The organism is Caldicellulosiruptoraceae bacterium PP1 (assembly GCA_041320695.1).
Taxonomy (GTDB): Bacteria; Bacillota; Thermoanaerobacteria; order Caldicellulosiruptorales; family Caldicellulosiruptoraceae; genus JBGGOQ01.
In genome coordinates, this window is record JBGGOQ010000003.1 from 144924 (window position 1) to 159681 (window position 14758).

Here is a 14758-nt window from a genome sequence, read left to right on the forward strand (position 1 = left end):
AATTAGTATACTTCTAAATAATCTGTTATTATCTCTGATTTAAATATGTTAAACATATTTTTCTTTTCATGTTTACTTAATATTTTATATATACTGTCAATAAATACTCTTTCAGAATAAAAATGTCCGATATCTATTATGCTAAGTCCTAAATCTCTTGCTTGAAGCATAGAATGGTGAGTAATATCTGCTGTAATAAAGATATCTGCACCTGCAAAACTTGCATCTTTAATAAGGTCTTTACCGGAACCTGAACATACGGCAATTTTTTCAAAACTTTCTTTCAAAATCATAGCTTTTACAAATCTGCAACCAAAAATGTTTTTAATTTCATTTATTAATTCATTGGCACTCATTTTTCTTTTCCCAATAATACCTAATGAATTTGTTTTTATTTCATTTTCAAGTTTATAAATATCATAAGCTACCTCTTCATAAGGATGACCTTTTTCCATTGCTCTTATTACTTTTTTTAAATCCTTTTTGTTTACAATTGTTTCAATCCTTATCTCATCGACTGTTTCAACCTCTCCTATATTCCCAATAAAGGGATTGGATCCTTCAAGTGGTTTAAAACTTCCAATACCTTCTACTTTGAAGAAACAATGGCTATAATTACCTATATGTCCTGCTCCCTCTTTGGCCATTATGTCTCGAACTTTATCTGCATGGCTTTTAGGAACATACACAACTATTTTATAATATTCATCCTTAGAGAAAAAGCTTAATCCTTTAACATCTTCAAGTTTTAATAACTTTGAAATATAATAGTTATTCCCATATTCAGATATATCAGCATTTGTGTGCATGCAATAATGTACTATATCATTTTTTATTAGTTTATATATAAGCTCCCCATCAGGTAAATCACTTCTTATTGATTTTATCCCTTGAAATATCAATGGATGATGAGATATTATCACTTGACATTGTTTTTTGATTGCTTCGTCAACTATGTCATTATTTATATCAACAGAAATTAAAATATTCTCAATCTTTTTATCAAATCCTCCAACATTGATTCCTACATTATCCCAATCATACGAATTATTTTTTGGGAAATATTTCTCCAGATATGAAATAATCTCTTGAATGCTTATCATATATTAATTACCTCCTTTATATACATAATCACATTTTCCTGTTCTTTATAATCTATATTATTTAATTTTTTGTTATTCATTATATTTAAGTTTATTTTATATAAGTATTTTAGATATTCCTTTTCTATATCACCAAATTTATATTTGTAAAATGTTCCAATGTCGATATCCTTTTGAGAATAATTTATAAAAGCATTTTTAAAGTTAGCAATTATAATAATATAGAATTTATTTGAATCCTCTATAACCACCTCATAATCTATTGAAAAGCCATTTTTGTACAGCCATTCTCTTAATTCTTTTATATCTTTCATTGGTTGTAATATAAGTTTAGTATTTACAATCTTATTTATACTATCTTTTAAGATATCTTTAATCAATGAACCTCCCATTCCTGCAATTACCATGTTTTGGCATTCATCCTTTTCAATTATTTCAATTCCATTTCCAAGCCTAAATTCTATTTTATCAGCAACACCTTTTTTGATTGCATATTCTCTTGCTTTATTTAGCGGTTTTATATTTAAGTCTGTTGCAATTGCTTTTTGAGCCTTCTTAGTTAGTATTGCTTGAACTGGTATATAGCCGTGGTCTGTTCCAATATCGCCTAAACAGTAACAATTATCAATTAATTCAAAAATAGCACTAAGTCTTTTTGACAGCACAATAACACGCCCTTTAAATGAATCTATAAACATTATAAATTTTGTTAATAATAATATCAAATCAAAGTTATGTGGTGATAGCATGAAAAGAATAAAAGATAAAGAAAATGATTTTGAGATGTTTAATAATTTTATTAATTTATCAGAAGAAACACTGATAAAAAGGGTATTAACAACATGTGAAAAACTTGAAGAAAGTCAACAAAAAAAGATAGAAGAAAAAAAATAAAAGGCAAGTTTGATAAACTTGCCTTAATTATTTTCATAATTGGTGGGCCCTTAGGGACTCGAACCCCAGACCAACCGGTTATGAGCCGGTCGCTCTACCAACTGAGCTAAAGGCCCAAAAAATTGGCTCCCCGGGTAGGATTCGAACCTACGACCCTCCGGTTAACAGCCGGATGCTCCACCGCTGAGCTACCGAGGAACTTCTTACTTTACTTTTGTCTTTGACTTTCCCGCCGTCGACATTATTAATTATACTTATAAATGATTTTTTGTCAATAGGCTTTTTAAAAATTTTTTAATATATACCGTCCATAATAGAATTAGAGAAATCATGCATAAATGAGGTGGGAAGCAAAAGCAATATTATAATAAAAATTATTATTGGTATTAAAGCACAAATAATGTATAGAATAAAATAGATACCATGAACTTTTAGATATCTGTTTAATGCATCAAAGCTTTTTTGTGTTCCCTCATTTGAAAAATCAAATTGCAATACCTTTAAGGATTCTGATAAATTAAGAAGTTTCACACCCATAATTATCATTGGGATACCAAGTATAATTCCAATAATAGTTATACAGGTTATTGCTCCTGAAATAATCCACATAACTCCAACAAAATTGCTCCACTTAATTGAGGAGGATAATATTTGCATCATTGCAGCGTTATTGGGTTTCTCAACATTTGAAGGATTATTCTGTTCTGTTTGACTAAAATTATTATTTTCCATTTAATATACCTCCATTACTTAATTCCATTATTTATTATTTTATTATAAATTATAGATTTTGTATATACAAAATATGTCTTGTATTTTTATTCGTTTTGATTTATAATTATTCATATGGAGGGATGAGTATGGAATTTGTTGTAAGAAAAGCTAAAATAGAAGATGCCATATCAATAAAGGCAGTTACGCATGAAGCGTTTATAAAATATTGCGAACTTGCAGACATAGATCCTACAAATAATGCTGCAGTTAATGAAACAATTGATGAAATTATAAATGATATTAACAACAAAGAAGTATATGTTGCATTTATTGATGGTGAACTAGTAGGCTCAATAAGAGTTGAAATATTTCCTGATAAAACTGCCTATATTAGTAGATTTGGAGTAAAATTATCATTCCAAAATAATGGTGTAGGTAAGGCTTTGATGAAAGTTGTTGATGAAAGACTAATTGAATTAGGAGTAAAAAGGGTCTATCTTCATACAGCTTCTAAAGTAAAAGATTTGGTAAGATTTTATTATGCAAGAGGATTTTACATTGAAGAGGTTTCAAAGGAAAAAGGATATTTAAGAGCATTATTATGTAAAGAATATCAATAATTTTAATTTTTTAAATAAATTTTATTTGAAAATATTAATAATTTTCCCTCATAAAAATAATAAATTATTTTAAAACTATTTTTATGGGGGTGATATTTTTGAAGAAATTTATTGTTTTAATTTTAATATTAATTTTTATTTCATTTTCTTTTGCGTTTGCTCAATCAGGCACACATTTAGTTCAAAGTGGAGATACGCTTTGGGCAATTGCTGTAAAATATCAAATTGGTATAAGTGAGTTAATTGCTGCAAATCCGCAGCTTAAAAATCCAAACCTTATTTATCCTGGTCAAAAGATAAATATACCAAGTATTGATGATATAAAATCTCTTGAAAATGAAGTAATTAGAATAACTAATATTGAAAGAACAAAAAGAGGTCTTATACCACTTAAAGCAAATTGGCAACTATCAAGGGTTGCAAGATATAAGTCGCAAGATATGGTAAATAAAAACTATTTTTCACACCAATCGCCTACTTATGGATCCCCATTTAATATGATGGAAAACTTTGGTCTGAAGTTCTCTTCAGCAGGTGAAAATATTGCATTTGGCCAAAGAAGCCCACAAGAAGTTGTAAATAGCTGGATGAATTCACCTGGGCACAGAGCAAATATTTTAAGCTCTTCATATACTGAAATAGGGGTTGGTGTCGCAAAAAAGAGTAATGGAACATTTTATTGGACTCAGATGTTTATAAGACCATAATTTAAGGGAGCTATCTAAATTAATTTTAGGTAGCTCCCAATATATTTTATATCATCTTAAAATAAGTGAAAGAATTATCATTGCAATAAATAATATTGCAACAATTAATGAAATAATCTGAATTGTTTTTTTACTCAATCTCATTTTTCTCACCCATCTATACTTGTATATCTTTAATTACTTGAATCTGTTCTCGTGCAAGATCTAAAATATTAGGATTTTGTCTAGCCTCCTTACTTGAGATAAGCATTGAAAACCACCTTTTTGATTGTTCGAAATTACCTATTCTTCTATATAGCTCAGCTATTAGATACATTATTGTTGCACTATCTAACTCATCAGAAACAGTTGAATTATCTTCATATACCTCAAGATAATTATTTAAAGCAAGGCTTAAATATTCAAGTTCATTTTTGGTATCATTAAGATATCTATATAACCAAGCAATTCGAAGAAGTATCCCTGCAACCTCAAATTTATTTATTTTAAATTTAGATATAGCAGATATTAGAGCTAACTTATAAAGTGAAATTGCATCAAGTTCAGTTCTTTCAAATGGAATATTTCTTTTCAACCATTTGGAGCATACCTTTTCTTTAATGCTTTCTATATCTTTATTTGTAATTTTATTAAAGTTCTTCGAAAGTGCACTATATCCACAATTAGGACAAACAATAACATCATAAAATAGAGGATTAATGCCTTTATAGTATAAACAAAAATCGGTATCCTTTTTATCTAATTTAATAGCACTACTTTTAACAGCTGGTGCTTTAAAATTATTATTGCAAACTGGACAGTTCCAGTTTTTTTCATACAAATCCATCGAAAGTTGCCTCCCTAATTTCGCCAACACTATTACCTATCGTCATTAATTTTGTCTTTATTAGTTAAAACTTCTTTAGTTCCTACAAGATAAACATCATCGACTGGCTTGTAGTAATCATAAGATAATAATTTTTTAGAAATAAGTATTCCATCTTTATAAATGGACATATATGTTTTAACTTTCAAACCTCCTTGTGGTATACCTTTCCTTTTTTTAACTCCTTTTGGAAGTGTGGGATCATTTTTGTATACAACCTTGTATGGTATTTTTTCTACAATTTCATTTTCAAATTTCACAACTTCTCCAATATGGCTATTCTTACCATAAAGCCTTACAGTAACTGTATCTTTGTTCCTAAAGCTTTCAATATAAATTATTGTATCAGAGTTATTTTTAAATTTAAAATCAATTGATCCACTTGCAACTGTGGCATCTCTACCTGGTGGAACATAGGATACTAATGCAGAATGTGGAAGTCTCTCAACAACCTTTAATTGTGCTTGTAAAACAGCATTATAGAGTGTAGTAGCAATCTGGCAAAGTCCTCCTCCAACACCATCTACAAATTCATTCCCAACTATTACTTTCGCAATTTTATAACCATTTTCTACTGTAACAGGACTCAGAACATTTGAAAGTGAATATGTTTCTCCTGGTAAAACAATATTACCATTAATTTTGTTTGCAGCAACCTCAATATTAATACTTCTTGGAATATTAGATGCATTAAACTTTGTTGTAAATTCACCAATAACATCAGTAATCTTTCTTAAATCTTCTTCAGTTATTGTAGGCCTAATTAAGTTAAGCTTACAATTTATTTCTCCACCTTTTTTATTATCTAATAATTTCTTCATTTCTTCTGCTAATTTTTTATAATCTAAACTAGTTCCATAAGAACTATTAGTAATCACAAATTTATTATTTATTCTTTTTATGCTTGCATTTATTGATTTTTTATAATATCTCAATGCTAATTTTTCTGAAATTCTTTTAATTTTAGAATTATTATATGAATAACTTAAACTTATTTTTACAGGATTGTCATAAATTTTTTTAATTTCTCTTAATCGTTCTAAAAAGTTTCCATTTCTACCTATGGAAAAAGCTTCATCTATTGCTTCTTTAATGTTCAGATTTACATCAAAATATTTTAAGCTATAAGTAAATCTATCATTTTGAATATTAATTATTATTGACTTATTTCCTATTGTATCAAGGTATTTTGCTTTTATAATTTCATATGCTTGAGACTTTGTAAGACCACTAACATAAACATCTTCAATGTAAATACCTTTATATATCTTATTAGTATTTAACAAAGAAGTAATAGTATTATACAAAAAATATCCTGAAATACTTGTTGTAAAAATTAATAATATGAGAAATGAAATCAATAATACCTTTTTCTTCAAATTATAAGCCTCCAATATTAAATACTATTATATCCATATTCCACTGCCCTTTTATTTATTTCAAAAAATTCCTTGCTTTTTGAATTTTTAGATATAAAATCTAATACTTGATATAAATCGAATAGCTTTTTATATTTTATATATGCACCAAGCATGACCATATTTGTAGCCTTAATATTACCTAAGCTTGAAGCAATATTAGTTGCATCAACACTAATATATATTACATCATCTCTTTTCCCTTGTAAATCGATAAGCGAAGTATTCATTAAAATTATACCATTTTTTTCAACAAAATTCTCAAATTTCTCAAATGAAGGCCTATTTAATGCAAAAAAAGTTGATGGTTTAAAAACAACTGGTGATGCTATTTCATCATCTGAAATGATAACAGAACAATTTGCAGTCCCGCCACGCATCTCTGGCCCATAAGAAGGAAGCCATGAAACATTTTTGCCTAAAATCATACCAATTCTAGCAATAGTTTCACCTAAAAAAAGCACACCTTGACCACCAAAGCCAGCTATAATTATCTCTTCTGTCATTTTATATCCCCACCTTTGTCTTTAAAAATGCCTAGTGGATAATATTTTATTACCTCTTCCTCAATCCTTTTCATGCTTTTAATAGGCGTCATCCCCCAGTTTGTTGGACAGTTTGAAAGAATTTCAATAATTGAAAAACCTAATTCATTTATTTGTATATCAAAAGCTTTTCTAATTATTTTTTTTGTCATTTCTATATTTTTTATATTATGTATTGATGTTCTTGCTATAAAAGCAACACCATCAAGTGGTTCTAACATTTCACATAGCTTAATATGATAGCCTTGAATTTTAGGATCTCTACCATATGGAGATGAAACTGTAATTTGACCTGGAATAGAAGTTGGAGCCATCTGTCCTCCTGTCATTGCATATACTCCATTATTAACAAAAATAGCAGTAAAACTTTCACCTCTTGCAGCAGCATGAATTATCTCTGATGTACCAATGGCTGCAATGTCTCCATCTCCTTGATATGAAAAAACTAGAGCATCTCTAATGCTTCTTTTCACACCTGTTGCAACTGCTGGTGCTCTTCCATGTGCTGCGGCAACAAAATCAAAGTTAAAATAATCATATATAAACACAGAACAGCCAACAGGAGCAACACCGATTATCTTTTGGTCTTGTGGTAGTTCATCAATTACTTCTGCAATAATTCTGTGAATAATTCCATGCCCACAGCCAGGACAATAATGGGTTGAAATACTTGAAAGAGCTTTAGGTTTACTAAACAATATTCTCAACCCCTTTCTCAACTAGTTCTCCAACCTTTTCAACAATATCATCAACAGAGGGTATCATTCCACCTGTTCTCCCTATAAAATAAATATTTTTTCTTTTTCCAATTGCTATTTTAACATCTTCTAACATTTGACCCATATTAAATTCAACATCAATAAACATTTTGACTTTATCATTTAGTGAATACTCTTCAAGTTGTTTTTCTGGAAATGGCCATAATGTGATTGGTCTAAATAAGCCTACTTTTATTCCATTTAATCTTAATTTTTTTACTGCACTTTTAACAATTCTTGCACATGTTCCAAATGCTACAAAAATTATTTCAGCATCATTTATTTGATATTCTTCGAAAAGTACTTCATTTTCTTTTATGATTTCATATTTTTTATTAAGTTTTATATTATGATTCTCTAATTCCTCTGGAATTATATATAGAGAATTTGTAATTCGTTTTTCCTTATTTCTATCGCCAGTAACTGCAAAATCCTTATTGTATTCTTTATATGAAATATCTTCAAATTCAACTGCCTCCATCATTTGCCCTAACATACCATCTAGCAATATCATCGTAGGATTACGATATTTGTCTGCTAAATCAAAAGCAAGATAAGTTAAATGAACTGCTTCTTGAACAGAATTTGGAGCTAAAGTAATTACTTTATAGTCTCCATGTCCACCACCTTTTACAGCTTGAAAATAATCTGACTGGGCAACATTAATGTTCCCAAGACCTGGGCCACCCCTCATTACATTAACAATAACACAGGGAAGCTCGGCACCAGCCAAATAAGATATGCCTTCTTGTTTTAAACTAATACCTGGACCTGAAGAAGAGGTCATTACCCTCTTACCACAACTTGAAGCACCATAAGCCATATTAATTGCTCCAACTTCACTTTCAGCTTGAACAAAAACTTTATTTGATCTAAGTAGCTTTTTTGCCATATATTGAAGTAACTCTGTCTGTGGTGTTATAGGATAACCAAAAAAACAATCACATCCTGCTCTTATTGCTGCCTCAGCTATAGCCTCATTTCCTTTAACTAACATCTTCATTTCTACTCACCTACCTCAAAAACAACATCTGGACACACTTTGTAACAAATGCCACAAAGTCGACACTTATCAGGCGTTTCCATCTTAACAGGATTATAACCTTTTTTATTAATTTTATCCTTGTTTAGATTCAATACTTTTGAAGGACAAAATTCAATACAAAGCCCACACCCTTTACACTTATCCTCATTAATTTTTAAACCCATCTAAATACCTCCAAAAGGTAATTCATTCTCTTATTATATACTTTTTTATAGCATATACTAAAGAGTATTTTTTGATTTCTTCAATTAATTCCTGTTCAAAAAGTTTTTCATTAATTACAGTTAATGTATATGGGACATTTTTAATTTCACTTATTTTTTGAGCAATTTCAAGACTTGATATTACATCACCTATGGTTGTTTTATCAAGTAAATGTGAACAATTAATTATTCCGTTAATATTAAGATTTAATATACTCTCAATATCATTCATGTTTTCTATAATCTTTTCAGTTGTAGAATTTTCAGGTCTAAAAACGTTCAATACATAAAAGAGATTATATCCTTTTTGTTCAAAAATCTCTTTATATTGTGCTAAAACAGATATACCTAAAGCATCTCCACCTACATCAATAATATTAACTGTTTCGTCATTCTGAATGGCATTTATTATTTCACCAGACATTATTGGCAAATCAATTGCTGCATTCTCAAAATGGGTTGTAATAAATTTTATGTTCTTCTTATTTATTAAATCTTTTACATTTCTTAAGTTAAAATAGTAATTTATAACATCTGCATCAATTAGGTTGATATTTAAGAAATCCCCAATATCAAATGCAATGTTCAATGCAAGCTCACTTTTGCCGCTACCAGCTGTTCCTGAAAGGATATTTACTTTCTTATTCAAAAAACTTAATGGAACTGTCATACACATGAAAATACACTCACCCTTTTATTAGCATATTCTTGGAAGCATTTCGAAATATAGCATATCAACTATCCTTGTCCCACCAAAAAGCGTTTTTAAATAAACCTTTTGTTTTTTATCATCTATTGTTTTTCCAATCTCACAAGCATTCAAATTATATTTTTTTAATATTTCAATTACATCTTTTTTTATTATATCCTCAACAATGATTACAAATCTTCCTTCACAAGCTAAATAAAGTGGATCTAATCCTAAAATATCAGAAATGCCTAATACTTCGTTTGAAATAGGTAATTTTTCTTCATTTATTTCAATTGAAATACCACTTTTAATTGAAATCTCATTAAGTGCCGTAGCAAGTCCACCTCTTGTAAGATCTTTTATATAAGAAACTGAATTTGGATACATGCCTAGAATTTCACTTATCGGTTTATATAATAAATCACAATCACTAGTTATTGGTTTTTCAAGTCCAAGTTCCTGATTATGTGAATAAATACATGCACCATGTCTTCCAATATCGCCACTTGCAATAATTGACTGTCCATCTTTTACTTGAATAAAGCTTTGAAACTTTTCTATTTTTTCACCAATTCCTGTTGTATTTATAAAAATACCATCGCATGCCCCCTTTTCAACCACTTTTGTATCCCCTGCAACTACAAAAGCATCCATCTTTCTTGTATATTCACCAATTGATTCAGCAATTCTAATTAAATCATCAAATTTAAATCCCTCTTCAATTATAAAAGAGGTAGTTAGATACCTTATTCTGTAACCACTTACTGCTAAATCATTAGAAGTTCCACAAACAGAAAGCTTTCCAATATCTCCACCTTCAAAAAATATGGGTTTTACTACAAAGCTATCTGTTGAAACAGCAATATCATTTGAATTAACAAAAAGACTTGTTGCATCATCAGCCTTTTCAAGAAACTTATTTTCAAATGCCTTCTTAAACACTTCATTAATCAGTTCAAAAGTCTGTTTACCACCATTACCATGCTCTTTTTTTATTATCGTGTCCATTTTTTAATAACACTTCCCATATTTATAATATGCAGCACATGAACCTTCACTTGATACCATGCATGCACCTTTTGGGTTTATTGGTGTGCATACCTTTTCAAAAAGACTACATTCATATGGTTTTATTTTACCAGTTAAAACATCACTACATCTACAAGCTGATATTTTTTGATTATTTGAATAAGAAATTTCTTCTTCTAAATATTTATATTCCTTTTTTAAGGTTAATCCGGAATCTTTTAAAACGCCAATTCCTCTAAAATATGCATCACTCTTTTCAAAATATTTTTCTATAAGTTCATATGCCCTTTCATTTCCATTTGTTTTAACCAATCTGCTATATTCATTTCCAATAGAATAATCTTTGGTTAATAATTTATCAGAAATAATCTTTATTGTCTTTAAAATATCTAACGCTTCAAAGCCTGAAACAACAGAAGGTATTTTGTAACTTTCCAAAAATTCAAAATATCTTGTTCCAGTAATAGCTGCAACATGCCCTGGAAGAATAATTCCATCTACATCTAATCCATCATTTAATAAAATCTTAAGTGGATTATCAATTAATTTTAATTGAACTGCAAATTTAACATTAGTAAGTTTTCTTTCAATAACTCTTTGTATTGCTAACGCAAATATTGGTATTGTTGTTTCAAATCCTATCGCAGCAATAACATATTCTTTTTCATCATCAATATTTTCAACAATTTCAACTGGCGAATACATTATTCTTACATCTCTTCCATTTGCTTTTGCTTGAGATAAGCTAATGGTTGATGAAGGTACTCTCATAAGATCCCCAAAAACATATATAGCTTTTTTATCTGCTATCTCTATTAACATATCAATATATTCTTCACCCGTAACACAAACAGGACAACCCGGTCCTGAAATAAAATCAATGTAATCTTTAAACAATACATGAAAGCCATTTTTGTAAATTGATACTGTATGTGTTCCACACACCTCAGCTATTTTTAGCTTTTTCCCTATCTTTTCGATATTGCTTTTTACTTCATCAACAAGTTCATTAATCTTCACTGACAGCATCTTTCAATTCCTCAAATAGATTATTAAACTCATTATATTCTTCAGTATCCATTTTATCTATTGCTACTCCAGCATGTACCAAAATATAATTACCAACACTTACATTTTTAAGAAGTGATATATCTATCTTTTTTTGAACACCCATATAATCTACTATTGCTTTGTTCCCTTCAATCTGAATAACCTTTGTTGGCACACCTAAACACATTTTTCTCATTCCTCACTATATTTTTTAAATAAGTATCCATAATAGACTTGTCCAGCTGAAATCCCACCATCATTTATAGGATATACTTCATTAATATATACATTAAATTCATGATTATTAAGTTCATTTAATGTTCTTTCTAATAAAAACCTATTTTGAAATACTCCTCCTGACAAAACAACAGTACTAATATTATAATTTTGCTTCAAATATTTAGTTATATCAACCACAATTTTTGTAATTGTATTGTGAAATTTAGCTGAAATTATACTTTTATCAATTCCATTTTTAATATCATCGATTATATTTTGTATAATTTGCATAACATCAAGTATCGATGTATGTGAAAATTTTATGATTGTTTCATAATATCCTTTTTCACTTTTTTCAGCAATGCTTTCTAAATGCATTGGTATCATTGCTTCATATTTATTAGTTTCACCTATGTTAAGTAGAGTTCCTACTATATCAAAAAGTCTACCCATACTTGATGTAAGTGGGTAATCTACAATATTTGCTCCTTTTATTATAAATTCTAAAATATTGCTGTATTTTGAATTTGCAAAATATCTTTGTGTAAACAATGGATCAATTTTGCTTGCATAATAGTATGCAAGTCTTATCGGTTCTTTAATGGCTTTTTCTCCGCCTATTAGATTATAATAATCAATATGAAATACTCTTTTATAGTTAATTTTATCTATAATAAACCCTTCTGAACCCCATATGTTACCATCATCTCCATAGCCAGTTCCATCGAATGCAAAACCAATACATTTTTCGATATTTTTTTCGAGCATAACAGAATAAATGTGTGCTACGTGATGTTGAAGGTAATAGATTTTTGTATTATATGTTTTTGCAAAATCCTTAGCATATTGAGTTGAATAATATTGCGGATGTTTATCTGATATTGAAATCTCTGGCTCAAATGAAAATAGGTTAATATAATCATTTATTGTTTTTTCGTAATATTCTATATTTTCTTTTGAATCTAAATCTCCAATAAATTGCGAAGAGATTATATTATTTTTATGAGCAATACTAATGCTATTCTTTTCTTGAGCACCAAAAGCAATTATCTTATCAGCTTTTTCTAACCTTTTGTAAGTTGGTGCATATCCTCTACCAGATCTAATTATAATGTTTTTGTCATTTACAAAACTAACAACGCTATCATCACATCTTCTATAAATTTCTCTATCATGCCAAATAAGAATATCTGAAATCCCTTTTAGTTTTTCTAACGCTTCATTTTGGTCAATAATCATGGGAACTTTACTTATATTAGCTGATGTAGCAATTAGAAACTTTAAATTAGTTTTTCTAAGTAAATAATAATAGGTAGCAGTATATGCTCTCATTATTCCTAAGGTATTTAGGTTATCAGATACGTTATTAAATATATCTTTCTTTTTACTAAATAATATTATGGGGCTAATATTAGAATTAAAAAGATTTTCTTCATACTTTGAAACATAACATATTTCTTTTACATCCTCAATATCTTTGCAAATTAAGGCCATAGGTTTGCTTTCTCTTTTCTTAGATGTCATAAGTCTTTCTACTACATTATCATCATAAGGATTTGCTATAAGGTGAAAACCTCCAATTCCTTTTAATGCAACAATTTTACCTTCTAAAATCTTTTTTGAGAGAAAATCAATATACTCTATATTTCTACTAAACTTAATTTCATTATTCTCTTCAAAAGAAAATCCATAATATCTTGGACCACATTTTTCACATGTAGTTGATTGAGCATTAAACCTTCTATCTGTAGGTGAAAAATATTCATCTTCACATTCTTTACAAAACTTAAATTTGTCCATTGTTGTATTTTCTCTATCATAAGGTAACTTCTTTATCATAGTATATCTTGGCCCACAATTAGTACATGAAATGAAAAAATTTTGATAATGTCTATTTTTATTATCGAAAAATTCATTAATGCAGTCAGAACATATGGCCATATCATGAGGAATAATTGTATCTATTTGATCGTGTGAGCTTGCCTCAATCTTAAATTCCTTCTCATTTTCAATTGTTTCAATATCTTCAATCTGAATGCTTTCTATTATTGCATTTTCTGGTTTTAATTTGTGAATCTTTTCATTTAATTCAATAAATTGTTTCTCATCACCTTGAAATTCTGCTATAACACCAATACCAATATTTTTAACAAAACCTACAAGATTTAATTCTTTTGCTATTTTAAAAATAAAGGGTCGAAACCCGACCCCTTGAACTAAACCTTTAAATGTATATCTTTTTCTCTTAATCAAGATTTGCTCTCCACCATCTTATTTATAGTTTGGATTAGATTATCTAATCCATATCCTGTTTTAAATGATACTTCAACTAAGTTAATATTATCTTTTATCATATTAAGACCATTTAAATAATTCTGTTTATCAAACCCAATAATATCTGCAACATCCATTTTTGATAAAACAACAAGATCAGCTTTTTCAAACATATCAGGGTATTTATAAGGTTTATCATCACCTTCTGCAGCACTTGAAATAACAATCCTGTAATTCTCACCTATATCAAATGATGCAGGACAAATAAGATTTCCTATGTTTTCTACAAATATTATCGAACCTTCATCAATTTTGAGTTCATTTAAGGCATCAAAAATAGTTTCAGAAACTAAATGGCATGCACCACCTGTATTTATCTGTATTGTTTTTACTCCTAATGATGCTATTTTTTGTGCATCAATACTTGAAGCAACATCTCCTTCTATTACATATATATTTTTATCAATCCTATTTATCAATGACGTAATAAATGATGTCTTACCAGCTCCTGGTGAACCCATTACATTGAACAATACAGATTTTTTTTCATTCAAGAAAGATCTTATCTGATTAGCTCTATCTTCATTTCTTTGCAAAATATCTTTTAAAATCTTAATTTCCAT

The 14758-nt window shown here is 28.7% G+C and carries 18 protein-coding genes and 2 tRNA genes; 3 read left to right on the forward strand and 17 right to left on the reverse strand.

What is annotated here, in order from left to right; genetic code table 11:
• Positions 1-2 precede the first annotated feature (2 nt).
• Positions 3-1103: a Nif3-like dinuclear metal center hexameric protein gene (locus tag ACAG39_06525; GenBank protein MEZ0536894.1), complete on the reverse strand. Its 1101-nt coding sequence runs from the start codon at positions 1101-1103 to the stop codon at positions 3-5.
• The gene (locus tag ACAG39_06530) at positions 1100-1768 is read right to left on the reverse strand and encodes a tRNA (adenine(22)-N(1))-methyltransferase TrmK (protein MEZ0536895.1); all 669 of its coding nucleotides are present in this window, start codon (positions 1766-1768) and stop codon (positions 1100-1102) included. Before ACAG39_06530 ends, ACAG39_06525 begins: the two co-directional genes overlap by 4 nt.
• 82 nt (positions 1769-1850) lie before the next feature.
• On the opposite strand from ACAG39_06530, the gene ACAG39_06535 reads away from it, so the two are divergent.
• Entirely contained in the window at positions 1851-1997 is a 147-nt protein-coding gene (locus ACAG39_06535; protein ID MEZ0536896.1) for a hypothetical protein, read from the forward strand.
• A 40-nt stretch (positions 1998-2037) separates the two neighbouring features.
• Here ACAG39_06535 and ACAG39_06540 read toward each other — a convergent pair.
• The 3 genes from ACAG39_06540 to ACAG39_06550 form a co-directional block, all read right to left on the reverse strand.
• Positions 2038-2113, reverse strand: a tRNA-Ile gene (locus ACAG39_06540).
• Between the two features lie 7 nt (positions 2114-2120).
• Positions 2121-2195 (reverse strand) — tRNA-Asn (locus ACAG39_06545).
• A gap of 96 nt (positions 2196-2291) precedes the next feature.
• A complete protein-coding gene (locus ACAG39_06550) occupies positions 2292-2729 on the reverse strand; it encodes a DUF5362 family protein (protein ID MEZ0536897.1) in 438 nt (145 codons plus the stop codon).
• A gap of 128 nt (positions 2730-2857) precedes the next feature.
• Between ACAG39_06550 and ACAG39_06555 the strand changes: the two genes are divergently transcribed.
• Together ACAG39_06555 and safA are read left to right on the forward strand one after the other, a co-directional pair.
• Positions 2858-3331 carry a GNAT family N-acetyltransferase gene (locus ACAG39_06555; protein MEZ0536898.1) on the forward strand — a complete coding sequence of 158 codons (474 nt, stop codon included), beginning with the start codon at positions 2858-2860 and terminating at the stop codon, positions 3329-3331.
• Positions 3332-3414: 83 nt separating this feature from the next.
• On the forward strand, positions 3415-4038 hold the full coding sequence (gene safA, locus ACAG39_06560) for a SafA/ExsA family spore coat assembly protein (protein MEZ0536899.1): 624 nt from the start codon (positions 3415-3417) through the stop codon (positions 4036-4038).
• A gap of 157 nt (positions 4039-4195) precedes the next feature.
• Here the strand turns inward: safA and ACAG39_06565 are convergent, their stop codons facing one another.
• The 12 genes from ACAG39_06565 to hypB are packed head-to-tail and all read right to left on the reverse strand — an operon-like array spanning position 4196 to position 14758.
• Positions 4196-4864: a DUF2225 domain-containing protein gene (locus ACAG39_06565; protein MEZ0536900.1), complete on the reverse strand. Its 669-nt coding sequence runs from the start codon at positions 4862-4864 to the stop codon at positions 4196-4198.
• A gap of 32 nt (positions 4865-4896) precedes the next feature.
• Positions 4897-6282, reverse strand: a complete 1386-nt coding sequence (locus ACAG39_06570) for a VanW family protein (GenBank protein MEZ0536901.1) — start codon at positions 6280-6282, stop codon at positions 4897-4899.
• A 17-nt stretch (positions 6283-6299) separates the two neighbouring features.
• The gene (locus ACAG39_06575) at positions 6300-6827 is read right to left on the reverse strand and encodes a 2-oxoacid:acceptor oxidoreductase family protein (protein ID MEZ0536902.1); all 528 of its coding nucleotides are present in this window, start codon (positions 6825-6827) and stop codon (positions 6300-6302) included.
• The gene (locus ACAG39_06580; GenBank protein ID MEZ0536903.1) at positions 6824-7573 is read right to left on the reverse strand and encodes a thiamine pyrophosphate-dependent enzyme; all 750 of its coding nucleotides are present in this window, start codon (positions 7571-7573) and stop codon (positions 6824-6826) included. Before ACAG39_06580 ends, ACAG39_06575 begins: the two co-directional genes overlap by 4 nt.
• Entirely contained in the window at positions 7557-8627 is a 1071-nt protein-coding gene (locus ACAG39_06585) for a 3-methyl-2-oxobutanoate dehydrogenase subunit VorB (GenBank protein MEZ0536904.1), read from the reverse strand. The genes ACAG39_06580 and ACAG39_06585 overlap by 17 nt, the downstream gene beginning before the upstream one ends.
• Before the next feature lie 2 nt (positions 8628-8629).
• Positions 8630-8833, reverse strand: a complete 204-nt coding sequence (locus ACAG39_06590) for an indolepyruvate ferredoxin oxidoreductase subunit alpha (GenBank protein MEZ0536905.1) — start codon at positions 8831-8833, stop codon at positions 8630-8632.
• A 22-nt stretch (positions 8834-8855) separates the two neighbouring features.
• A complete protein-coding gene (locus tag ACAG39_06595; GenBank protein ID MEZ0536906.1) occupies positions 8856-9548 on the reverse strand; it encodes a hypothetical protein in 693 nt (230 codons plus the stop codon).
• Positions 9549-9569: 21 nt separating this feature from the next.
• On the reverse strand, positions 9570-10571 hold the full coding sequence (gene hypE / locus ACAG39_06600) for a hydrogenase expression/formation protein HypE (GenBank protein ID MEZ0536907.1): 1002 nt from the start codon (positions 10569-10571) through the stop codon (positions 9570-9572).
• A gap of 3 nt (positions 10572-10574) precedes the next feature.
• Complete coding sequence (hypD, locus tag ACAG39_06605) at positions 10575-11621, reverse strand: hydrogenase formation protein HypD (protein MEZ0536908.1); 1047 nt, start codon at positions 11619-11621, stop codon at positions 10575-10577.
• A complete protein-coding gene (locus ACAG39_06610) occupies positions 11602-11838 on the reverse strand; it encodes a HypC/HybG/HupF family hydrogenase formation chaperone (protein ID MEZ0536909.1) in 237 nt (78 codons plus the stop codon). The genes hypD and ACAG39_06610 overlap by 20 nt, the downstream gene beginning before the upstream one ends.
• Positions 11835-14114 carry a carbamoyltransferase HypF gene (gene hypF / locus ACAG39_06615; GenBank protein MEZ0536910.1) on the reverse strand — a complete coding sequence of 760 codons (2280 nt, stop codon included), beginning with the start codon at positions 14112-14114 and terminating at the stop codon, positions 11835-11837. The genes ACAG39_06610 and hypF overlap by 4 nt, the downstream gene beginning before the upstream one ends.
• Positions 14111-14758 carry a hydrogenase nickel incorporation protein HypB gene (gene hypB / locus ACAG39_06620; protein ID MEZ0536911.1) on the reverse strand — a complete coding sequence of 216 codons (648 nt, stop codon included), beginning with the start codon at positions 14756-14758 and terminating at the stop codon, positions 14111-14113. Before hypB ends, hypF begins: the two co-directional genes overlap by 4 nt.

What these genes read in the sequence shown, in the direction of transcription:
- ACAG39_06525 (MEZ0536894.1), bottom strand. Translation starts at nt 1,103, where the DNA reads ATGATAAGCATTCAAGAGATTATTTCATATCTGGAGAAATATTTCCCA.
- ACAG39_06535 (MEZ0536896.1), top strand. Translation starts at nt 1,851, where the DNA reads ATGAAAAGAATAAAAGATAAAGAAAATGATTTTGAGATGTTTAATAAT.
- ACAG39_06550 (MEZ0536897.1), bottom strand. Translation starts at nt 2,729, where the DNA reads ATGGAAAATAATAATTTTAGTCAAACAGAACAGAATAATCCTTCAAAT.
- ACAG39_06555 (MEZ0536898.1), top strand. Translation starts at nt 2,858, where the DNA reads ATGGAATTTGTTGTAAGAAAAGCTAAAATAGAAGATGCCATATCAATA.
- safA (MEZ0536899.1), top strand. Translation starts at nt 3,415, where the DNA reads ATGGGGGTGATATTTTTGAAGAAATTTATTGTTTTAATTTTAATATTA.
- ACAG39_06565 (MEZ0536900.1), bottom strand. Translation starts at nt 4,864, where the DNA reads ATGGATTTGTATGAAAAAAACTGGAACTGTCCAGTTTGCAATAATAAT.
- ACAG39_06575 (MEZ0536902.1), bottom strand. Translation starts at nt 6,827, where the DNA reads ATGACAGAAGAGATAATTATAGCTGGCTTTGGTGGTCAAGGTGTGCTT.
- ACAG39_06585 (MEZ0536904.1), bottom strand. Translation starts at nt 8,627, where the DNA reads ATGAAGATGTTAGTTAAAGGAAATGAGGCTATAGCTGAGGCAGCAATA.
- ACAG39_06590 (MEZ0536905.1), bottom strand. Translation starts at nt 8,833, where the DNA reads ATGGGTTTAAAAATTAATGAGGATAAGTGTAAAGGGTGTGGGCTTTGT.
- ACAG39_06595 (MEZ0536906.1), bottom strand. Translation starts at nt 9,548, where the DNA reads ATGTGTATGACAGTTCCATTAAGTTTTTTGAATAAGAAAGTAAATATC.
- hypE (MEZ0536907.1), bottom strand. Translation starts at nt 10,571, where the DNA reads ATGGACACGATAATAAAAAAAGAGCATGGTAATGGTGGTAAACAGACT.
- hypD (MEZ0536908.1), bottom strand. Translation starts at nt 11,621, where the DNA reads ATGCTGTCAGTGAAGATTAATGAACTTGTTGATGAAGTAAAAAGCAAT.
- ACAG39_06610 (MEZ0536909.1), bottom strand. Translation starts at nt 11,838, where the DNA reads ATGAGAAAAATGTGTTTAGGTGTGCCAACAAAGGTTATTCAGATTGAA.
- hypB (MEZ0536911.1), bottom strand. Translation starts at nt 14,758, where the DNA reads ATGGAAATTAAGATTTTAAAAGATATTTTGCAAAGAAATGAAGATAGA.